This is a genomic window from Sphingobium sp. 15-1 (assembly GCF_013375535.1).
In the GTDB taxonomy this organism is placed as follows: domain Bacteria; phylum Pseudomonadota; class Alphaproteobacteria; order Sphingomonadales; family Sphingomonadaceae; genus Sphingobium; species Sphingobium aromaticivastans.
On record NZ_JABXJG010000002.1, the window covers coordinates 1,049,589 to 1,070,473 of the forward strand.

The window sequence follows — 20,885 nt, forward strand, 5'->3', positions numbered from 1 at the left end:
CCCGCTTGCCCCTGCCCGCCGTTTCCCCGGGGAAACATCCCCTGCCCACACGATCCTCCGCAACGGCAATGCCATTCCCGTTTCCCCGGGGAAACACCCCTCCCTGCCCCGGCCCGCTTTCGCCCGACGACCACCCATCGCCCCCAATGGCGAAGCCTGCCCCCATGGCCGCGCCAACCCCCTCCCCTTTCCCTCGCGACATGGCTGTCCCGAACGGCGATCACCGCCCCCCGCCATCTTGCCCCTGCCCTGCCGACAGCCTCTCCACTTCACCACATCATTCACGGTTTCGCCGCCACGACGCGCCACCGCACTCCGCTGCACCACGCCATGGGCCGCCGCTCATCTTCAGGACCTGCCCATGACCCGCGCCGCCAAGACCGAGATCAACGACCAGTTCGAGCTGTTCCTCCCCTATATTGCGGACATGCCGCTGCGCGATCAGCGCGAGATGATGGAGCGCCCCTTCTTCAGCCTCGCCAAGTCGAAGCGGGTCAAGCCGATCGACTATACCTCCCCCGACGGCAAGGCCTGGGTGCATGTCTCGGCCAATCCCGACTATGGCATGGCGACCATCTGGGACGCCGACATATTGATCTATTGCGCCTCGGTCCTCGCGGACATGGCGCGCCGAGGCCTTAACGACATTCCGCGCAAGCTGCACCTCATGCCCTATGATCTGCTGCGCGCCATCCATCGCCCGACCACCGGCCGCGCTTATGAGCTGCTGGGCCAGTCGCTCGACCGCCTCGTCTCGACCACGATCAAGACCAATATCCGCGCCGAAAATCGCCGCGAAGCCACCTTCAGTTGGCTCGACGGCTGGACGCAGTTGGTCGACGAACGCACCGAACGCTCACGCGGCATGACCATTGAACTCAGCAACTGGTTCTATGAAGGCGTACTGATGCAGGGCGGCGTACTCAGCATCGACCGCGCTTATTTCGACCTGACCGGCGGCCGCGAACGCTGGCTCTACAAGGTGGCGCGCAAACATGCGGGCGGGGCAGGGGAGGGGGGCTTCGCCATCTCCATGCCGACGCTCTTCGAAAAATCCGGAGCCGAAGGCGCCTATCGCCGCTTCAAGTTCGAGATCGCCAAGATCGCTGAACGCGACCCCCTGCCCGGCTATACGGTGCAATTGGAGCAGCCGGACGGCAAGCGCGAGCCGTTCCTCCGCATGCGCCGCCGCCCGCAGGCCGATCCCTTGCCCGCCGCGACACCGCCGCGCACGACCGCAGAGCCGCGCTCCTCGAACAGCCGGGTTGCGACCGCTGCGGCCGCGCCCTCCTCTGCGGCCGCCGACAAGGAGATGCTGGTCGATGCCGGCGCCATGATCCGTCGGACCTTGGCCGGGCTTTCCGCCAAAGCCAGCGCTGGGGAAATCACCGACGCCACGCTCGCGACCCTGCGCGCCGAATATCCCGGATGGGACTATCAGACCCTCCATCAGGAATTCCGCGGCTGGCTGGAGGCCGATCCCGCCCGCACGCCGGTCAATTATCAGAAGGCGTTCATCGGCTTCGTACGCCGCTTCCACGAGAAAAACCGGCACCGGCTGTAAAGAGGCAATGCCTTGTGCATCGCATCGCCAGGGAACGAAGGACGCTCCCGAAAGCCATGCGAAAGAGGCAAGGGCAACTGGCCAAAATAGCGCACCGGCGGGCACGAACCATCGGTTGGAGGGCTTCCCTTCGTTGCTCTCGCGCAGCAGCGCCGGACAATCGAGGCGCCTCATGCGCCCTCTACGCTCTTCCTCCCATGCCCCGCCTGCAAGACAAATAAGGGGGAGGGCAAAGCCGTTCCCGAAGTGTCGGGTTGTCCTGCCAAATATGCAGGCCCCCGCACCAGCCAATTTCTCCGCCCTCCGTTTGCCGAGGATTTTGAACGTCCTTCCCGGCACCCCTGACGAATATGATTCAATCTCCCGCACCCAATCTACGGCAAATAGCGACCTTCGACATTCCGGGAACGCCATTCGCTCCTTCAGGAACGTTTTCCCGACATTTCGGGAACGCCGCCTTCGACATTATGGGAACAGACCATCGACCTTCCGGGAACGGCGGTCGAATGCCGACTCATGCGATTCTCGCGATTCGCGCATGGGCTTGGAGAGCCTTAACTCTTTAACTTCCTTAGAAACCTTGTAACAGCAGGGAGATTATAGGGTCTGAAAAGAACTGGATGGGCTCTTTGATGCCCGCTTTCCCTAACCCCGCTCCTTCAGCTTTTCGACCTGCGCCACAAGCTTCGTCGCGCCTTGATGGGAAATGCCCAGCAATCGGGCGACAGCCGTCTTGCTGAGGCCAGGATAGGCAAGCTCCAGCCGCATCAGCAAGGGCGCCCTGCTCCGCCGCGTCACGTCCAACGTCACCGGCAAGCGCGCCAGCTTCGCCTCCAGCCGGTCCAACTCTACCAACCCCTGACCCGCTTGCCGAGCGACCATGACAGCGATCTGTCCAGCCAGAAGCCCGGCATCGTCCGGCCAGAAGCGCGGCAAATCGACCAAAAGAGGCAAGCGGCGCAAACTCAGTCCCGTGGCCATGAGCGCGCCGGGCAGATGGCAGGCGAGAATCCACCCCATGTCGAACCGTCGCGGATCGATACGCCATTGCCGCCCATCGGCGGTGGTCACAAGCTGCCCCTCGGTGACGGGAGCGTCGAGGCTTGCCCGCGCATCGATCAGCCGTTGAGCGATCGCCTGGAAGGAAGCGGCAGGGTAGGGGGCCTCAAGCAGCATCTGCGCCATGCGCCAGGCAGGCCCAAAGCGCACCAGATCTTCCGACGCCCACAGATCGGCTTCCTTCCGGTCGTCGAGCAGGGTTCGGGAGATGTTGAGCGTCGCGCGGACGATGGGGTCGCCTGCCTCCGTCGCGGAAAGGGCAAAATGGAACAGGGCGGCGACGGATAGGGGATCGTTCAGCCCCTCGCTATGCCGGGGCGGCGGCGTCCGCCCGCAAATCCAGTTTTGAAGATCCGCAACCGAAACCGGGACCCCTGCAAAGCTCGCCAGGGCCGCGGCTCCCTTCAGCCTCGCTCTCGCCAGCCAAATATCGGCTGCGGGGCTGTTGCAAAGCCGTCCATCGAGTCGGCCCAGGAGAAGCAGGGCGTGATCCGAAGATGACGAAAAGTCGCGCATTTCCAAGGTATAGCGCAACAAGTCATACAACCAAATAGCATGGTTGGTTGTATTGGCTATGATATTATTTTGAGGATGGATGGTAGGGGAAATAGAGCGCCAAGCGACTAATCCGCCGGTAAGCCTATGCCATAATAAATCGGCGACCGCCAGTCTCTGAATGATGGTGATCAGGCACAGGAAGAGGAAGGTGCATATGGATTGTGTGCGAGTAAAAGGACCGCTTCAACGCGGTGGGCGATGGTGTCCCAACACGTTCTCTAATCGCCTTGGTCAAGTGCTGATCTCTCAGCGATCCATCCTGCGTGCCGGGCTCTTGGGTTCTCTCCGCGGTCACCGCGTCGGGTGCCGCACGTTTGCGTTCCAGGTCGGGTGGATCGAAGTGGTGTGCGCGGTCATTGCCGCTAACCTGGGAGCGATCTCACCCTCGCCGCGCGTCCCGGCTGGACGCATTCCGTTGTGCTGATGATCAGTGTCGTTTCAGTTGCGAGATCTATGCCATCGCCGGCTCCCGGAAGGGCGTGTTAGTGCGCCACATCGCATGCAATGTTACAGCAAGTTTCCGCGCCAGAGCCACCTTGGCTTTCCGGGGTCCTGTTCTTTCGGCGATAGCTTTGGCCCAGCTGCGTAGGCGTGGGCCACCAAGGTCCCGACAGACGATCGCATTCGCCGCCTCGAACAGGCATTTCCGCGTGAACCCATCCCCGCGTTTCGAGATGCGACCGTTCCGGCTAATCTCGCCAGACTCGTAGCGCCTTGGCGTCAGCCCGAGGTAGGCACCGGCGCCGGACGACCGTCGGAACCGGGCGGCATCATCGAAGGCTGCTACTACGGACATCGCTGTGATCGGTCCTACACCGGGGGCGGTCATTAACAATCTGACCGTCGCATGCCGCTTGGCGATCGCCCTGATCCGCTTGTCGAGTGTTGCTATGTGAGACAGAATGTCGCGGCGAGCCTGTATCAGCGTTTTAAAAATCGGGATGAGTTCTGGGGCAACCAGCAGTTCCTTGGCGATGATTTCGTCGGCCCGACGCTTGAATCCACCGACACGCTTGCCAAACATAACACCAAAGGTCTTCAAAAGCCCCCGGACCTCGTTCTCCAGCCGAACCCGCATGCCGACGAACGCTTCCCGGGCTGTCAGCATCGCCCGATTGACGTAGGCGTCGTGGCTCTTGATCTGCACAGCCTTGAACCAGCCGGTCCGTACGATCTGGGCCAGACCACGGGCATCATGACGATCGGTCTTGTTGGGCATCATTTTCAACACACCGTTGGCATGGCGCGCGTCCAGACAGATGATCGGCACCTCTCGCGCCACCAATTCGTTCCAAAGCCAGACAGCCAGAGGGCCAGTTTCCATGCCGACCCGCTCAAGGCCATCTGATCGCTCCGCGAGCCAATTGGCAATCGCCTCCGGGCAGGTCGGCACCTTGGCCTCCGCCAGCATCGCGCCGTCCTGGTCCACCATGCAAATCGCCGTCTGATCCTGCGACACATCCAGAGCTGCAAACACCGCCATTGCATCCTCCTTGTTCAAAGCTTCGGCATAAAGTGTCGAAGCGGAAGTCCCATTCTGCATCAGTTGTTGAGATATGGGGCGTGGCGATTACGCTAAGTGGTGTAGCTTCGCCGGCGTAGCCATGGCGATCTCCGGCTAGAGCCGGGTTGATCATGCTGCCATGGGTGGCAGCGTGACGAGCGGATCATCGCTGATTTGGGCGACGCTTTCCAGTGTCATGTAACGGGAACGCTGGACCGCCCATTCATCGTTCTGTTCCAGCAGGATAGCGCCTACGAGGCGGGTGATAGCCTCCTCGTTGGGGAAGATGCCGACCACCTCGGTGCGCCGCTTGATTTCGCCGTTGAGGCGTTCGAGCGGATTGGTTGAATGCAGCTTGGTACGGTGCTGGGGCGGGAATGACATGTAGGCCAGCACGTCCTGTTCGGCGTCGTCCATAAGCTTGGCCAGCTTGGGCACCGCCGGCCGGAGTTGATCAGCGACCTTGCGCCATTGGAGTTTGGCAGCCTCGGCGGTTTCTTGGGCATAGGCGGTGGCGATAAGCGCGGAGACGACCCGGTTTCGGCTCCGCCCGGCATGGGCAATGGCATTGCGGGCAAAATGCACCCGGCAGCGCTGCCAGGTGGCGTTGAAGACCCGGGACACGGCCGCCTTGATGCCTTCATGGGCATCGGAGATTACGAGTTTCACACCACGCAGACCTCGCCTCGCCAGATTGCGCAGGAAGTCGGTCCAGAAGGTTTCGGCCTCCGACGCGCCGATCGCCATGCCCAGCACCTCGCGGCGGCCATCGCTGTTCACGCCGACCGCGATGGTAACCGCCACGGAGACGATCCGCCCCGCCTGCCGCACCTTGAGGTAAGTGGCATCGACCCAGAGATAGGGCCAGTCGCCTTCAATGGGCCGATCGAGGAACGCCTTCACCCGCTGGTCGATCTCCTGGCACAGCCGGCTCACTTGGCTCTTGGAGATGCCGCTCATCCCCATCGCCTTGACCAGATCATCCACCGATCGGGTCGAGATGCCCTGAATATACGCCTCCTGGATCACCGCGGTCAGCGCCTTCTCCGCCAGCCGGCGAGGCTCCAGGAAACCGGGAAAATAGCTGCCGGTGCGCAGCTTGGGGATGCGCAATTCGACCGTACCTGCGCGCGTCTCCCAATCCCGATCGCGGTAGCCATTGCGCTGCGCCTGCCGCTCCGCGCTCTTCTCGCCATAAGCGGCGCCGGTCAGCCCACCGACCTCCAGTTCCATCAGGCGCTGCGCGGCAAAGCCGATCATCTCACGCGGAAAATCGCTGTCGGCACTCTTTCCCAGCAGCGCCTGAACGTCCATCATCTCCTTGGTCATCGGGATCTCCATGGCTTGAGTCTCGCAACCCAAATCTATCCGAGACCTCCGATGGCCACCCGCGAAACTGACCGGCCGCTACTGCGCTTGATCGATGAGCGCGCGTCCGGTCAGCTTCGCTACCCTCGAGCTACACTATCACCTGGGACACGACCCGGTGGGCGAGCGAGGGAGAGCGTGTTTCGCCTGAGCACCGGGAGAAAAAAGAGCGATGCCGCATATTTGGGCTCCGAAGGCCCGCCAGGCACCGATAGGGGATTTTGGTATTCTGCTATGGCAACCGTTCCTTTTCCCTCTCAGCGAGCTCCTGGCGCTGCCTAATTTTTGGGCATTTCGCCCGATGATGAGTGGTCTGCATATTGGCAGCGGGACCGCATCGCGTGGTGGAGCCAGCGGGTTCTATGTCGCCGTGCGTGCGCATCAAAGTTAAGCAGAGGAAAGGAGCGCGACGAACTTTCCGGACGGTGCGATTAAGGGCTGTGGTTTCCAGCCCCATTGCAGAGGAGTAGGACGGCAACGCTTAAATGTCTCGACCATGCTACTCGACCCGAAGTGAGAGCGCGCAATCGGGACTTCTGTCCATGCTCGATTGTCGATGCCTGGAAAGCACCGAAGCAACTGACCACTGCATCACTCAAATCCAAGCGTGGCATGGTCCATCTTGCGAACCTGAATTATGCATTGGAAAGCTGCGCTTCAGGTGCTTTGTCCTCCCTGGCCGATCTGTGTCCCGCACCAGCTCCACTCGCTACCGCGACTGACGGAGGTCAGGAGCGAAAGTGATGTTTGAACTCATCGACCAGAGGGGGAGGGCAGGATAGCAATATAGCCGGGTCGTAGCAAAGTTATGAGCGATAGCCTTTTATCGTCATGACGGAGGAGGAGGGCGCTGGATGAAATGAATGATCCAGCCAGACTTGGTTGTCCTTATCCTTGATCGGCAAGGCGCGGGGAATGGGTGCGATGATGGATGGGCCAAAGTTGCTTCACATCGTCGGCTATTCATGGGTCGTCCCCGCCTATCAGCTTGGGCAGCTAGGCCGAGCGCTGATCTATAGGCGGAAGGCGGTGACATTGGCACGACCTCATTTCCTCGCATTTCAGGCTCCAGAGTCTCGTATTGACGGGCGCTTCACCATCATCGATATGAGTTCACGCTTCTTCCGAGTTTAATTCCACGCGGCGCCGATTGGGGCTGGAGAACTGAAGACCGGACATGATGGCTCTATAGCCATAAGCCCATTGCACTCCTCTTATTTTGCATGACTTGGCTGCGCAGCGGTGGCTCGCACAAGTTGCGCTTTTACTGATCATCATGTCCCCGACAAGAAAGCGCCCCGACCGGCACTAGTCCGTCGGGGCGCGATCTTGATTGGCGCGTGAAAAAGGCGGCTTGGAGCCGCGGCGCTCAGGCCGTCTGGGGCGTGGGCGCTTTGGCGGCAGGCTTGGCAGCCGGTTTTTTCTTAGCGGCTTTGGCGGGTGCCTTGGCAGCGGCAGCGGGCTTATCCCCCGCCGGAGCCGCATCCTTCTTGGGAGCAGCCGGCGTAGCGATGGACAAGCGCTTGCGCGAGGCCGCAGGCTTTGCTGCCGGAGCCTTGGCGGGAGCGGCTTTGGCGGCAGGCGCCTTCGCCTCAGCGGGCTTCGCGGCGGACGCCTTCGTCTCGGCCGGCTTTGCTGCCGGGGCTTTGGTGTCTGCCGCCTTTGCGACGGGAGCCTTGGCGGGCGCCTTTGCCGCAGCGGGCTTGGCGGCCGGTGCCGGCTTCGTCACGGCGGGCTTCGGAGCCGCGGGCGCGGCGCTTGCCGGAGCGGCGGCCGGTTCGGGCGCCTTCTTAGCGCTCACCGGCTTGCGGCCAAGACCCAGCTTGGTGGCGACTGCACGCCGCGCTTCCGAATAGTTGGGCGCGACCAGCGGATAGGATTTCGGTAGGCCGTAGCGCTCGCGATAATCATTGGGCGACAGGCCGTGGCTGGCGAGGTGGCGCTTCAGCGTCTTGTACGGCTTGCCGTCAATCATGCTCAGAATATGTTCCGGCGAGGACAGGCTTTTGCGCACGGAAACGGCCGGCGTGTAAGTCGGCGTCGCCGCTTCGTCCGCCTTTGCCGCCAGATCATCAGTCAAGGCTAGGCGGGTGGTTCGAATGAGGTCGGCAAGACCTTCGCTCGCGACATTATTGTTGGAGACAAAGGCGCTCACCAGCTGAACAGTGAGCGTTGTGATGTCAGGCTGGTTGTTTTCAGACATTGGCCCCGCTTCCCATCTTTGAGTAATAGAAACGGCCTTTTGCGCGGTTTTGCGTGAAATGTAAATCCGAAACAATTGGGGCGTTGTTATTCACTGCTTTCGTAAAGGAACAAACAATCTCTTTGTTTCGGGATGGCACAGGTCAGCGGTCGAATTCCGCGTCCGGTGGCCGCCTGTTTTTCGGCCAATATCCGAGGATTTCGGCCGTCCGACGCGGCCGTTTGCGCGGAAATATGCCGGCCGCCGTTGATATTCGTTTCCGGGATGACAATGCTGGGATGTAGCGAGACAATATTCCGATGTCGTGAAGTCTGTTCAGGCCAGTTGAGGCGCTCAGCATAAAAAAAGGCCGGTCGAAAGACCGGCCTACTGAGTTAGGAGAGGATGCCTGAAAGGCACCCGCCAAATGGCGGCCAGCGCCTGCGATGGCAAATGCGAAGCGCGGCGATGTGATTGCGTTCGGCGCAATCCGGTTGACCCGATCGGTGATCGCAATCCTGGGAGGGCCTTGCCGCAACAGGGCAGGGCTCCGTAAGACGAGCCGCCTCACTTAGTCGGTCGCGCCAACAGGGATCAGGGGTTTTGCGATGGGGCAGCCATTCATCTGCTATGAGGAGGCGCGCCCCGCCGAAGCAGCAGGGGCGCGCCCTTCGATCAAGAATGGGATCCTGCCCGGTCATCTGGGCCGATCCTTCCGATCTTTCGACGGCGAACTCTTCATCGGCGGCCGGTGGCGACCGCCGAATATCGCTTTAGCCGTTCAACTGATCCTTCACGGCCTTCGCCGGGGTGAAGGTCAGCTTCTTGGAAGCGGCGATCTGGATCACGGCGCCGGTCGAAGGATTGCGGCCTTCGCGAGCGGGCTGATCCTTGACCTTGAACTTGCCAAATCCGTTCAGCGAAACTTCGTCGCCCTTCGCGGCGGCACCAGCGATCGCGGCGAAAACGCCGTCGACATATTTGCGCGCGTCGGCCTTGGTCAGGCCATGATCGGCGGCCAGTGCTTCGGCGAGTTCAGTATTGTTCATGATGATCTCCCTTTCGTGGACGGATGGTCTTAACCTGTCTCTTCGCCCTCAACTAGCCCCTTTGCGACCAGCAATCAGCGAAAATCAGCGTTAAAATCGCGTCATTCCGGCTTTTTGACCCTGAATCGGCGGTCGCCGGGCGTCGTTGGGGCGCTTTGCCCCTTCAATCGCGACTCCATCGCCCGCTTCGTTCCGGTTGAGGTCAGGGGCGTTTCCCCCCTTCAAGGCGCAGACTGGAGGGTGTCGATCCGGTCTCGCCAAAATGGTCGCAATTGTCGCGCGGGGCCGCTGATGCCGGCTTGCCTGGCAACCGCCAAATGCCCGGTTTCGCCTTTTACGAAAGCTTGCGAATATAACCGATCCGGTCCCGGTTGCAGGTGAAGACCGCGTCATTTTCTCTCATCCTTCTCTTGGGGCGGCCGCTTTGGCGCGCAGGGCAATATGGGACGATGTGGCAGCGGATCATGACGAGGAAGGCGCTGCACCGGCGCGCCGTGCGGGGGATCGCGATAGGGCTGGGCCTGATGCTGGCGGTGCCCGCCGCAGCCCAGCAGGGGCCGGGCCAAACAGAGACGGCCCCGATCATCGAGCGCGACCGGACGGATAGGCTGGAGCCGCAGATCGCGCATCCCACTGCCGCCGCGCCCCGTCCGGCGCCGTCGATCGAGATCGCGCCCGCAAGGACATCTGCCGCCCAGATATTGCTGGCGCGGCTTCATTATGCCGGGACCATGCTGCCCGCGGCGCGGCTGGATGCCGCCACGGCCGCTTATATTGGCCGGCCTCTGACTGGCGAGACGTTGCAGGCGATCGCCAATGCGATCGCCGCCGTTTACGCGAAGAGCGACATTGCCTTTTATTCCGTCGCCATCCCGCCGCAGGTGCCGACGGGCGGCGTTCTGACCGTCCGGCTGGTCGAAGGACGTGTAAGGGACTATCGGCTGGCGGGCATCTCGCCCAGCATGCCGACGGATCTGATCGCCGCGCATATGCGTCGGTTGATGCGCGACGCGCCGCTGCGCAAGAGCATGTTGGAAAGGACGCTGTCGTTGCTGCGCGACATTCCGGGGCAGACGGTCGATGCCCGGCTGCGGCAGTCGGGCGCGCCGGGCGACCTTCTGATCGACCTGATCGTCAAGCGCAGGCAGGTGCAGATCGGGCTGACGATCGATAATAGCGGCGTCAGCAATGTCGTGCAGGGCGTGCAGGCGCAGATGTCGGTCACGGTCAACGGCCTGGTCCGTGAAGGGGACAGCAGCCGGTTATCCGGCTACCTGCCCTTCTATCCCGACCGCTATCAATATTATTCGCTCAGCCACAGCACGCCGCTTGGCAGCAATGGCTTGACCCTGAGCGCGCAGGCCGCCCATGTGCAGACCCGGTCCCGCGACAGCAGGACGAAGGGGGAGGCGACACTGGCCGGTCTGACGCTCAGCTATCCGGTTGTGCGATCCACCAGGACCAATTTGTCGGTCACGGCGGCGGTCGATGGAATAAACAGCGACAATTATTTCCTGGACATCCGCTTTGGCGATTATAGGTCGAGAGCGCTGCGCCTGGGGGCGTCCTGGTCGCATGCCGATGCGACGGACGGTTACGCCCTGTCGGCAGTGGTCAGCCAGGGTTTGAATGCGCTGGGAGCCAGGCCCTTTGCCGGCTTTTCCGAAACCGGCTTCGCCAAGATCAATGTTCAGGCCGTGGCGGTGAAGGGGATCAGCCGGAAACTCAGCCTCAGGACTTCGATCAAGGGACAATATTCGAAGGATGATTTGCCGGTGACGGAACGCTTCCCGCTTGGCGGCCGGGGCGCGGGCATGGCTTTCCGCACAGGCACGCTGACGGCGGAGCAGGCGGTCGCGGGCAGCGCGGAGCTTGCATGGTCTCTGCCGGCGAAATCGCCTTTGCTGAAGGCGAGCGCCTTGTTCGTCGCAGCCGACGGCGCGCTGGCGCGCACGACCGCACGGCCTTTTTATGGGCTTGCCGCGCAGGATTACAGTCTTGCGTCGGTGGGGGGAGGGGTGCGGCTTGGTCTGGGTCCGAAATGGCGTGTCAGCGCCGAAGTCGCCGTGCCGGTGAAGCGGCCCGATCCAGCCTATAGCCGCAAGGCGCGCTTTTTCTTTGGAGTGGGTCGGGCGTTTTGATCCGTCCTTTTTGCGAACACGCAAAACAGATGCGCAGGATATAAGATGATGAATAATGTGTGGGAGGTGTGGCCGTCGGCCCTTACCGGTGCAGAATGCGATGCGATCGTCAAGCGGGCGGCGCTCTACACGCCGGAAAGCGCGACCGTCGGCTTCGCGCAGGGCGCGCGCAGCGATCATGCTTACCGATCATCCACCATAAGCTGGCTGGACGTTCATCGCGACAAGGATATTGTCGACCGGCTGATGCAGTTCGTCCACTCGTCGAACCGGACCAATTTCGGGATCGACATCATTGGCCCCTATGACCTGCAATATACCGAATATCATGGCCGGGCGCAGGGCAAATATGACTGGCATCACGATGTCTGGCTGGAATCGTCCCGCCCGTTTGATCGCAAGCTGTCGGTCGTGGTGCAACTGTCCGATCCCGGGGATTATGAGGGCGGCGCCTTCGAATTTTTCGGGCTCCAGCAGCCGGGCGCGAGTTTCGCGCCTCGGGGTAGCATGCTGATCTTTCCTTCCTTCCTCCAACACCGCGTCCTGCCAGTGACCAAGGGCGCGCGGCGCAGCCTGGTAAGCTGGATCGAAGGGCCGAGATGGCGATGAGCTGGCCGCCGACGGCCTGATCGCCCGCTTCCTGACATTTCTGGAAAACGGTTCCGGTGGTGGTCGATTGCGCCGCCGGAAATATTGGCGCGCGTTTCAACCGCTTGTTTGGACTGCCCAATCCGCTCTCATCAAAGAACGGGATGAAAATGAACCATTGTGGAAGAAAATCTGCTGGGCCGGACTTGCTGGCTGTACATGGCATTTTGCGAGGAACTGGGCCTTCATGGGCTGCAGAAATGGCGCCTGAGTAGGGGATTGCTTATATGCTGACGGGTTTTGCGCACGCCGTGCTTATCGTCTTGCGCGTCCCAATGAAAGCAATTCGGAGCATCTTCTCTATTATAACCAGACCGGTTTTTTCTTGACGAGGTGATAAGGGCTGTCCGGCTTAACTTGTCCCTGTTGCGATCTGCTCGCAGGGAAACAGGGAGTTTGCGATGTCACGTCAAGGATCGGTCCAATCGGGAAGGCGCTATTTATTGTGCGCCACTGCGATACCTCTTCTTTTGCTCAGCGCTTGTGCCGACGGAGTCGGGTTCGACATTGGGGCAGGGGGTGGTGGTCAATCACCGTCCGGCCCGTCGGGACCCAGTGGTCCGACCGGTCCCACGAGCCCCTCCGGCCCGGCAGGCCCTGGTGGTCCCACCGGCCCGAGCGGTCCAACCGGTCCTTCCGGTCCCTCTGGCCCTGGCGGTCCGGCTGGCCCTACCAGTCCGGCGGGTCCCGCAGGCCCCGCTGGTCCTGGCGGACCTACTGGACCTGCTGGTCCTACCGGACCGGGCGGTCCGACTGGTCCCTCGGGCCCAACTGGCCCCAGCAGTCCGACAGGCCCCACGGCTAGCGGATCGATCATTGGGGCATCGGTGGGCAATCTGCCGGTGGTCGGTCCCACCGGGCCAAACTCGCTGATCGGCGTCAATGTGCTGCCGGGGGAAACCCCCGCGGCGGGCAGCGTGGCGACGGTCGATCTATTGACGGGCGACGGCACTGTCGCGCAGGTCGCTTTGCCGACCACGGCGCAAAGTGTGCAGCAGGGCTTGGCGCCCGTGGGAACGCTCGCCGGGACGATACTCGGCGCTCCCACAGGGGCGGCCGTGACGCAGCTTACAGACGGCCTGTCACCCACAGTGGCGGCCGTTAGCTCGACCGTCGGCCAGATCACCGCACCCCTGCTCGGCACGGTCAATGGGGCATTGTCTCCGGTCACCGATCCGCTCGTCAGCGAAAATGGAGTGTTGGCTCCTGTAACGGGACTGGTCGAAAATGCGGTGGGCAGCCTGACCGGCGTGCTGGGCGGCGTTGGCGGCGATCCTTCGGCCGCGTTGGCCGGGCCGCTCGTCGGGGCGAATGTCGGCGGCAATGCGCTGACCGGGGCCTCCAACACGGATACGCTGGTCGGCGTCAATCTGCTGCCCTCCGAAAGCGGTGCGTTGGCCGGGCAACTGGCGACCGTGGGCGTCCTTTCGCAAGGCAATCTGGTCGACCTGGCCGTGCCGACAACGGCGGCCGGGGTGGAGGCTGGATTGCAGCCGCTTGGCAATCTTGCGGGCGGCATATTGGGTCCGCAGGCCGAAACGGCCGTCGATCAGGTGACCGGCGCCCTCGCTCCGGTGGTCGCGACCGTCACCAATACGGTCGATAGCGTCGCCGCGCCGTTGCTCGACACAGCCAACAGCCTGGCCCCCGCGTTGCCCGGCGGACAAAGCGGGTCGCCGCTTGCGCCGGTTACCGGTGTCGTTGGCGGCCTGCTCGGCGCGGGGGGAGGGGGCGGCGATGCCCTTGCCCCCGTCACGGGGCTTTTGAACGGCGCCCTCGCTCCGGCAACCGGATCGGGTCAGACGACCGCGCCTGTGACGGGCTTGCTGGGTGGCCTGCTGGGAGGCGCCAACTGACGCTGGGAGCGCGGCCCGGCATGGTCCTCATGCATGGCGGGTCGCACCCCGACGATGCTCTCCCCCATTAGCCCCCGGGGGAAGGGCGGGGGCGAGGAGGCAGTGGGCGCACTGCCTCCTCAAACCTTTGAGCGCCAGCATAGGGGCATCTTGCGTACACGCAAAAAATTCCGCCAAAAGGGGAAATCCGTCTTGTTCAACCGTCCTTTTTCGATCCGGCGTCTGGTTCAAGGCGCTACGGCACTTCTGTTGCTTGGCGCGCAGCCCGCCCTTGCTGGTCCCTATTCGCCCTATGCCGTGACGCCGGGCGAGGCGGCCGTTGGCGCGATGCTGGATGCAACGCCCAGCGCGTCCGCAGGCGATCGTGGAGCCATGCTTGCGTCGATCGACGCTCTGCCGACAGCGGCGGCGCGTGCCGACGCGTTGGGTCAGCTTTCGCCGCGCAGCTATTCCCTGCTGCCTCGCCTGTCGATCCAGTCGATGGACGCCGCGGACCGGGAAATCCGCTCCTGGCTTGCCGAAAGGCGGAGCATTGCCCTTGACGCTCCTGCCAGCGTTCCGACGAGCGGCGATCGCACCATCACGATGATGCTGACGGGCGGCGTCAAGCAAGCGACATATAAGGGCCGTACCGACCGGCCGGAGGCGGAGTCCGACAGCCGGTCGCTGCGCTTCGCCATCGATGTGAAGCCGGTCCGTGGTCTGATCGTCGGGGCGACATTAGGCATTGATGGCATCGATGCCCGGCTCGACCCGGCGCAGCGTCCGCGGATCAGCCAATTCAACAGCATGATCGGTCCCTATTTCAGCTACAGCAACGGCCGCTTCTACGCCGATGCGACGGCATCCTATACGCTGTCCGAATATAAGCTGCGGCGCCAGATCGGCTGGCCCGGCTTTACCGACAGGATGGTGGCGCCGGTCGACGGCGACGGCTGGGCGGCTTCGGGCGAAGCGGGCGCCATGGTTCGCGCAGGTGCGGTGCGGATACAACCCTTTGCCGGTCTGCATTACCGTTATGCCGATGTGAGCGGCTTTACGGAAAATGGCGCCGCCGCGGCGCTGCAGGTCGCCGCCTTCCGCACCAAATCGCTGCGCGGCGCTTTAGGCGCGCGGGCCTCCGTCAATGTGGCGAAGGGCGGCTGGATATTGCGCCCCTCGGTCGAGGCGCAATGGCAGCGCGAACTGCGCAGCCATGCCGACAGTCGGATCGAAGCGCGTTTCGCCACTCGCGATCTGCCGATCTTCACGCTGCGTCCCACGCGGTTGGCGCGCGATGCGGGATTGGTGAATGCCGGGGTCAGCGCAACCTGGAATAGCCGCACGACCGTTCGCCTTGGCTATGCAGGCGAGTTCAGTTCCGACCGCCACATTCACGCGGCGACGCTGACGGTAGGCCGCCGCTTTTAGGAAAGAAAATCCCTTCTCGCGAGCGGCAGGAAAGAAATGGATTGCTCCAAAACGAACCGGGTTTTCCGCCACAACCGGGCTTATCCGGCTATTGCGCCTCCATGCTACGCAAAATGGGAGTGATCCATGGCCCGCTTCATCCGCGATATATTGGCGACCCTGTCCCACGAACCCGCCGCCAAAGCCCCCGCCGATCAGGAGCAACTGAGCCGCCTCGACGAACGACTGGCTCATTTTGCGGAGAAGGGGGCGGGGCCACGCGGGACGATTTCGATCCAGCCGGACGAATGTTCGGTCTGGGACGGCAATCCGCGGGACCAGCCGGGATTGACCGCCGATAGTTGCCGCTCGCTGATCGATTCCATCGCCAGCGAGGGCGGCAACCGCATTCCCGTTCTGGTGCGCCTGAATTCGCCAGGTTCGGACCGGCCCTATCAACTTCTGGTCGGCAGCCGCCGACGCTTTGCGGTGGATTGGCTCAACCATAATGGGCGGCCGGAATTGCGGCTGGCGGCGCTGGTCGTCGACTTGTCCGACGAGGAAGCTTTCCGCCTGGCCGATATTGAAAATCGCGAACGGGCGGACATCAGCGAGATGGACCGGGCGCGCAGTTATCAGCATGCGGTCGACCGCTTCTATGGCGGGGTGCAGTCGCGCATGGCCGAGGCGCTGAATCTGTCGAACAGCCAGTTGAGCCGCCTGCTCGCCCTGGCGCAATTGCCCGATGAAGTGGTCAATGCCTTCGCCACCAAGGACGAACTGCGGGTGCGCTATTCGGAATTGCTGACCCCGCTGCTGCGCCGCCACGATCAGCGCGGACGGGTGATAGCCGAGGCGCAACGGATCGGAGAGCGGCAGCAGTCGCTTGCCCGCGACGGCGATCGCATGATCCCGCCCGCTACCGTGCTGGCGCGGTTGCGGGAAGCCGCCATGCCCCAAGCGCCAGAGGAAGCGCGCGACATCGCGATCATCGCGGGCGGCGCGCGCATAGGCCGCGCTAAACCCAGCCGCAGCGGCGGCCTGACGGTGGACCTCAGCATCGCGGATGACGCCGATCTGGACGAACTGCTGGCGCGGCTGCGCGAAACCATTGTCGCGGTACGCTCTGCTCCTATGGCGATCTAAACCGCACGGGGGACAGGGCCAAGGCGTCGACTGCCATCATCCGACCAGGATAGACATGCTTTTGCGTGTACGCAAAATCGATGAGGTCACATCTTCAAGGATTGGAACGGGGAGAGGGATCGGCGTCCTTCTGACCGTAGGTGGCAGCCAGATAAGCGGCGATGCGTGTCGCATCAGCGGGTTCGATTGGTGCGCCGTAGACCTTGACCATCTTGGTCACGCTGTCGCTCCAGAACTGTGCGCCCTTGCCGCGTGGCTGACTGGTTACATAGTCTAGCGAATGGCAGGCGGAACAAATCGCCGTCGCCAATTCCGCATCGGGACCGGGCAGGAGGGTGATGGGCCGCTCCGGGGGCAGGCGATAGCCGGCGGCCGTTGCGCTGGTGGCGGCGAGCAGGGCGATGGGGAGCAGCGCTTTCATAGGGCGACGATCTCCACGGCTTCGATGACGTTGCGCATATAGCCGGAGGGTTGCCAGCGGGGTTCCAGCGGCTGGACTTCTCCCGACCGGCTGGTGGCGCGGACCAGAATGCGGTGGCGGCCGGGCGGAAGGCTTTGCCGCAATTGCCATGACCGGAAGCTGTAGCGGCCCAGATCTTCGCCCAGCGTCGCCTGTTGCCAATTCCGGCCGCCATCGGTCGATATGGCGACGCTCGAAATCCCTGTCCCGCCGTCGAAAGCGATGCCGGACAGGAGCGTCGATCTCCCCGCGCTAAGCTGCGCTCCAGGCGCGTGGCTGGTGATGAAGGAGCGGATGTTGAGGCGACCGATCGGGCGGGTCTTGTCGGGTTTTCCGCCCGGTGCCACGCAGGCACAGTCATTGTCGGGAATGCGATAGGCGGTCTTCATCCAATAGCCGTCATAGTCGGCATCGACGACGGTGATCTCATTGAGATGCTTGACCCAATAGGTGCCATAATGCCCCGGAACGACCAACCGTAGCGGATAGCCGTTGAGAAAGGGCAGGTCTGCGTCGTTCATGGACCAGGCGACCATCACCTCGCCGTCGCGGGCATGGTCCACATCCAGCGCCTTGATGAAATCGGGAATGCCGTCGGCCTGCGGATTGTCGAGGCCGTTGAAGGTGACCTGCCGGGCGCTCGTCCGCACGCCTGCGCGGTCGAGCAGAGTCTGGAGCGGAACGCCGCGCCAGCGGGCATTGCCCATTGCGCCATTGCCAAGCTGACCACCGCCGACGCGCGGCTCGAAAAAGCCGCGTCCATTGCCGGAACATTGGTTGACTGCGACGATTTCCTGGACCGGGAAGTCGCGCTTCAATTCTCTCAGCGAAAGGGAGAGCGGCCTGTCGACATGCCCCCCGATCGCCAGCCGGAACTGCCGGGCATCGATGTCGAGTGGCAGGTCCGAAAGATGATAGCGGACGAAAAAGGCGTCATTGGGCGTGATCGATCCTTGGTTGAAGAGCGCCATGGGCGTCTCAAGCTGCGGCGGCCGGGTGGTGAGACGGATGAGCGGACGCTTCTGCGGATAGCGGGCCAGCGTCCGTTCCCCGTTGGCGAAGGGCAGGGCGATGCGCCCTTCGCCCGGCCGCGCCCAAAGGGGCGTCGGCAATAAGGCGCCCGCCATGGCCGTGAGGAGGTTGCGCCGATCAATGCCTTCCATGCTTTGTCCTCCCATGATGGCTGTCGCGTTGCGGACCCTTGTTCCTGTCGACGATTGGAAGTCGATGTTGCCGGTGGCACGGTGCGCAGGCTGGCCTCATCTCCTTGGAGCCTATCGAATTTGGCGGATCGTCGGCGCGGGCGCTTCGACAATGCTTCCCGGCGCAACATCCTGCCGGAGCCAGACATTGCCGCCGATGCGGGAGCCGGCGCCGATCGTCACCCGCCCGATGACGCTGGCATTGGCGTGGATGACGACATCGTCCCCGATGATGGGATGCCGCAAAATATCGTGGCGCCCTTCGACATCCGGATCGCCGCCCAGCGTGACGCCCTGGTAGAGCCGCACTCGGTCCCCGATAATCGTCGTTTCCCCGATCACGACGCCCGTTCCATGATCGATGAAGAAGCTGCGGCCAATGGTCGCGCCTGGATGGATGTCTATCCCCGTACGTTCATGCGCGATCTCCGCGATGACCCGTGCCACCAGCGGCGCGCCCAATTTGTAGAGAAGATGGGCGATGCGATGATGGATCACGGCAGTTAGCGACGGATAGGCGAGCAGCACCTCATCCACGCTGCGCGCTGCGGGATCGGCGGCGTAGCCGGCCTCCACATCAGTGTCGAGCAGGCGGCGGATGGCCGGCAGCCGGGCGGCGAATATGCCGATCGCCCGATCGACGCCGATTGCGATGGCCTGCTGATCGCTGTCCGGTTCATGATAGCCGCGTTCCAGCCGAATTTGCGCGGCGAGCTGCGACAGCGTGGATTCCAGCGCCGCCGCCACATAATTATTCTCATTCTGGGCGGTGAGTTCCGGCGGGCCAAAGCGCAGCGGGAAAAGGGCGATCGCCAGCTCGCGGGAGATGCGTTGAAGCGCCTGACGCGAGGGAAAATAGATGCCCTGTTCGGCGTGGCGCGCATGCCCGGCGCGCCAGTCCAGTCGCGCCTGATGCAGCCCTTCGACAACGAGGTCGATCTGCCGGGGGAATTCAACGCCTTGGTCAGCCAGGCCCTGTTCGAATGTGATGCTCATTTTGCTTCCGGATTAAAACCACGGCGGACTATATCTACCATTAAGATAGTAAAAAGGAGAGGGTTTATCCATCCCCGGGCAAAGCTATGGTTTCAGCCGATCATCGGATGCGGCGCTTTCGGCCATGGGCGCAGATTTCCGCCGCCCGAGTTGGCGAACCCAGCCGCATCAGAATCGCGATAATTATTACTCTGTAAGAAAATATGAATTGAGATTTTTTACTCTAGTGACCTGATCGGCAAGCATCTATGATCGAAAGGGAAAGGAGAACGCAGGTGCGCATGCCCGAACCAGACTCCGCCACCCTGTCGCGCAAGGCCGAGATCGTTGCCGCGCTTCGGTCGATCGTGCCGGGCGAAGGGGTGATCGATGACGCCGACGCCCTGCGACCCTATGAGTCGGATGGACTCACCGCCTATCGCCAGCCGCCGCTGGTCGTCGTCCTGCCCGAAACCACCGCCCAGGTCTCCGCCATTCTCGCATGGTGTCACGCCAATGAGGTCAAGGTGGTGCCGCGCGGGTCGGGAACGTCGCTGTCCGGTGGCGCGCTGCCGCTTGCCGACGCCGTGCTGCTTGGCATGGGAAAATTCAACCGGGTGCTCGACATCGATTATGCCGATCGCGTGGCCGTGGTTCAGCCCGGCGTCACCAATCTGGGCGTGACCCAAGCGGTGGAAGGGCGCGGCTTCTATTATGCACCCGATCCGTCGAGCCAGATCGCCTGCTCGATCGGCGGCAATGTCGCGGAGAATTCGGGCGGCGTCCATTGCCTGAAATACGGTCTCACGACGAACAACGTCATCGGCTGCGAAATGGTGCTGATGGACGGCGAAGTGGTGCGCATCGGCGGCCGTCATCTCGATCCGGCGGGCCTTGACCTTCTGGGCGTGATCGTCGGATCGGAAGGCCTGCTGGGCGTGGTGACGGAGGTCGTGGTCCGCATCCTGCCGCGTCCCGAGACCGCCCGCGCCCTGCTGATCGGCTTCCCGTCGGTGGAGGGCGCAGGCCAATGCGTGGCGGACGTGATCGCGGCCGGCATCATTCCCGCGGGCATGGAGATGATGGATCGCCCGGCCATTCACGCCGCCGAAGCCTTTGTCGGGGCAGGCTATCCCCTGGACGTCGAGGCGCTGCTGATCGTGGAGCTGGACGGCCCGGCGGCGGAGTGCGATCACCTGATCGTGGAAGTGGAGCGCATCGCGCATGCCAATGGCGCGGTTTCGGCGCGCTGCTCCGAAAGCGACGAGGAGCGGGCGGCATTCTGGGCGGGCCGCAAGGCGGCGTTCCCGGCGGTCGGCCGGCTTGCTCCCGACTATTATTGCATGGACGGCACGATTCCCCGGCGCTGTCTGCCCCAGGTTCTCGACCGGATGCGCGCGCTGTCGGAACGCTATGGCCTGGGCGTCGCCAATGTCTTTCACGCCGGGGACGGCAATCTGCATCCGCTCATTCTCTATGATGCGAACATCCCCGGTGAATTGGAGAAAGCCGAGCAATTCGGCAACGACATCTTGCGCCTTTGCGTCGAAATGGGGGGCGTGCTGACGGGCGAGCATGGCGTCGGCGTGGAAAAGCGCGATCTGATGCCGGAGATGTTCAGTGAAACGGATCTGAACCAGCAGCAGCGCCTGAAATGCGCGTTCGACCCCAAATCCTTGTTGAATCCGGGCAAAGTCTATCCGCAGCTCCATCGATGCGCGGAACTTGGACGGATGCATGTTCATCATGGGGCCGTGCCCCATCCCGATCTGCCACGTTTCTAG

The 20,885-nt window shown here is 62.9% G+C and carries 15 protein-coding genes; 7 read left to right on the forward strand and 8 right to left on the reverse strand.

What is annotated here, in order from left to right:
• The first annotated feature begins 361 nt into the window (after window positions 1-361).
• Window positions 362-1,564, forward strand: a complete 1,203-nt coding sequence (locus HUK72_RS20885) for a replication initiator protein A (protein WP_176598516.1) — start codon at window positions 362-364, stop codon at window positions 1,562-1,564.
• Between the two features lie 645 nt (window positions 1,565-2,209).
• On the opposite strand, the gene HUK72_RS20890 is transcribed toward HUK72_RS20885, so the two are convergent.
• From HUK72_RS20890 to HUK72_RS20910, 5 genes are all read right to left on the reverse strand, one after another.
• A complete protein-coding gene (locus tag HUK72_RS20890) occupies window positions 2,210-3,139 on the reverse strand; it encodes a hypothetical protein (protein ID WP_176598904.1) in 930 nt (309 codons plus the stop codon).
• A 493-nt stretch (window positions 3,140-3,632) separates the two neighbouring features.
• Window positions 3,633-4,664, reverse strand: a complete 1,032-nt coding sequence (locus HUK72_RS20895; RefSeq protein WP_176598517.1) for an IS110 family transposase — start codon at window positions 4,662-4,664, stop codon at window positions 3,633-3,635.
• A 150-nt stretch (window positions 4,665-4,814) separates the two neighbouring features.
• Window positions 4,815-6,014 (reverse strand): IS256 family transposase, encoded by a 1,200-nt coding sequence (locus tag HUK72_RS20900; RefSeq protein WP_176598518.1) that lies wholly within the window; start codon window positions 6,012-6,014, stop codon window positions 4,815-4,817.
• 1,408 nt (window positions 6,015-7,422) lie between these two features.
• Window positions 7,423-8,256 carry a MucR family transcriptional regulator gene (locus tag HUK72_RS20905; RefSeq protein ID WP_176598519.1) on the reverse strand — a complete coding sequence of 278 codons (834 nt, stop codon included), beginning with the start codon at window positions 8,254-8,256 and terminating at the stop codon, window positions 7,423-7,425.
• Between the two features lie 752 nt (window positions 8,257-9,008).
• A complete protein-coding gene (locus HUK72_RS20910) occupies window positions 9,009-9,284 on the reverse strand; it encodes an HU family DNA-binding protein (RefSeq protein WP_013849042.1) in 276 nt (91 codons plus the stop codon).
• 464 nt (window positions 9,285-9,748) lie between these two features.
• Here HUK72_RS20910 and HUK72_RS20915 point away from each other — a divergent pair, with 464 nt between their 5' ends.
• The 5 genes from HUK72_RS20915 (at window position 9,749) to HUK72_RS20940 (ending at window position 16,464) form a co-directional block, all read left to right on the forward strand.
• Window positions 9,749-11,425 (forward strand): ShlB/FhaC/HecB family hemolysin secretion/activation protein, encoded by a 1,677-nt coding sequence (locus HUK72_RS20915; protein ID WP_176598520.1) that lies wholly within the window; start codon window positions 9,749-9,751, stop codon window positions 11,423-11,425.
• Between the two features lie 48 nt (window positions 11,426-11,473).
• Window positions 11,474-12,034, forward strand: coding sequence for a 2OG-Fe(II) oxygenase (locus HUK72_RS20920; protein WP_176598905.1), 561 nt, complete (start codon window positions 11,474-11,476; stop codon window positions 12,032-12,034).
• A gap of 866 nt (window positions 12,035-12,900) precedes the next feature.
• Window positions 12,901-13,929, forward strand: a complete 1,029-nt coding sequence (locus HUK72_RS27045) for a hypothetical protein (RefSeq protein WP_369806029.1) — start codon at window positions 12,901-12,903, stop codon at window positions 13,927-13,929.
• A gap of 192 nt (window positions 13,930-14,121) precedes the next feature.
• Complete coding sequence (locus HUK72_RS20935) at window positions 14,122-15,339, forward strand: autotransporter domain-containing protein (RefSeq protein ID WP_176598523.1); 1,218 nt, start codon at window positions 14,122-14,124, stop codon at window positions 15,337-15,339.
• A 126-nt stretch (window positions 15,340-15,465) separates the two neighbouring features.
• A complete protein-coding gene (locus tag HUK72_RS20940; protein ID WP_176598524.1) occupies window positions 15,466-16,464 on the forward strand; it encodes a ParB/RepB/Spo0J family partition protein in 999 nt (332 codons plus the stop codon).
• Between the two features lie 94 nt (window positions 16,465-16,558).
• Here HUK72_RS20940 and HUK72_RS20945 read toward each other — a convergent pair whose 3' ends face one another.
• The 3 genes from HUK72_RS20945 to epsC form a co-directional block, all read right to left on the reverse strand.
• Window positions 16,559-16,885 carry a cytochrome C gene (locus tag HUK72_RS20945; protein WP_176598525.1) on the reverse strand — a complete coding sequence of 109 codons (327 nt, stop codon included), beginning with the start codon at window positions 16,883-16,885 and terminating at the stop codon, window positions 16,559-16,561.
• The gene (locus HUK72_RS20950) at window positions 16,882-18,087 is read right to left on the reverse strand and encodes a molybdopterin-dependent oxidoreductase (protein WP_176598526.1); all 1,206 of its coding nucleotides are present in this window, start codon (window positions 18,085-18,087) and stop codon (window positions 16,882-16,884) included. Before HUK72_RS20950 ends, HUK72_RS20945 begins: the two co-directional genes overlap by 4 nt.
• A 111-nt stretch (window positions 18,088-18,198) precedes the next feature.
• Window positions 18,199-19,122, reverse strand: a complete 924-nt coding sequence (gene epsC, locus HUK72_RS20955; protein ID WP_176598527.1) for a serine O-acetyltransferase EpsC — start codon at window positions 19,120-19,122, stop codon at window positions 18,199-18,201.
• A 281-nt stretch (window positions 19,123-19,403) separates the two neighbouring features.
• Between epsC and HUK72_RS20960 the strand changes: the two genes are divergently transcribed.
• Window positions 19,404-20,885, forward strand: coding sequence for an FAD-linked oxidase C-terminal domain-containing protein (locus tag HUK72_RS20960; RefSeq protein WP_176598528.1), 1,482 nt, complete (start codon window positions 19,404-19,406; stop codon window positions 20,883-20,885).